Annotated in this window: 1 protein-coding gene; it reads right to left on the minus strand. The window is 54.2% G+C overall.

Annotated features, from left to right (window positions below):
- On the minus strand, window positions 1-705 hold a 705-nt coding region (locus AC1D35_RS36645), incomplete at its 3' end, for an AAA family ATPase (protein ID WP_477942971.1).
- Between the last annotated feature and the right edge of the window lie 11 nt (window positions 706-716).

The raw sequence follows: 716 nt of genomic DNA on the forward strand, positions 1-716 counted from the left end.
CTGACTACTTGTAAGGCCGATCTCGAGACCATTTGGTAGTCCGGCGGCCRCCATAGCCTTGTCGAGCGTCTTCAGCGCCTGCTGCTCATTTTMTGTCATCGCGTTGGATAGATCTGCCGCTGAAACTTCCTTGCTGATCCGAGATTTGAGGTTTCCTTTCGAAAGCAACCGATCGAGCGCAGATCCGGTTACCAGACGCAAATCGCGATCGTTTCGATCGTCGTTGGCCAGCCGCACGACGCCGACCTTTCGTCGGAGCCCGGCGGAAAGGCTTATTGGCTCGAGATTCGGCTGCATGATCTGCCAGACCAGCTCCAGCTCAGGGGTTCCAGTCACCTGAAAAATGTAGACTGGGTCGAACGGCACGCCTTCCCGCTCGTTGTCTGGCAGCACCGCCTTCTCGCCATCCCATTCCCATGGCCAAAGAGCTTGTTGGAAGTTAGCCAGGCCAATGTTTTCAGGAAGTGAAACCGTCGCTTCGATTATGAAACCCGGTTCCAGTAACCGGTTAAAGTAGTCTGTTTCCAGCAGTTGGACGGCGTTGGTCGGGCTGAACAACAGCGATAGAGCGTGAAGAAGCGTAGACTTTCCGGAATCGCCACCGCCAATGAGTATGTTCATGCCCTCGCGTGGACACCACTCAGTATTGGCGAGGCCACGAAAATTTGAGACTTTTAGACGCCGAATTCTTGGTTGTACTACCATCGGAAATACCG

The organism is Rhizobium sp. P1_E6 (assembly GCF_056405875.1).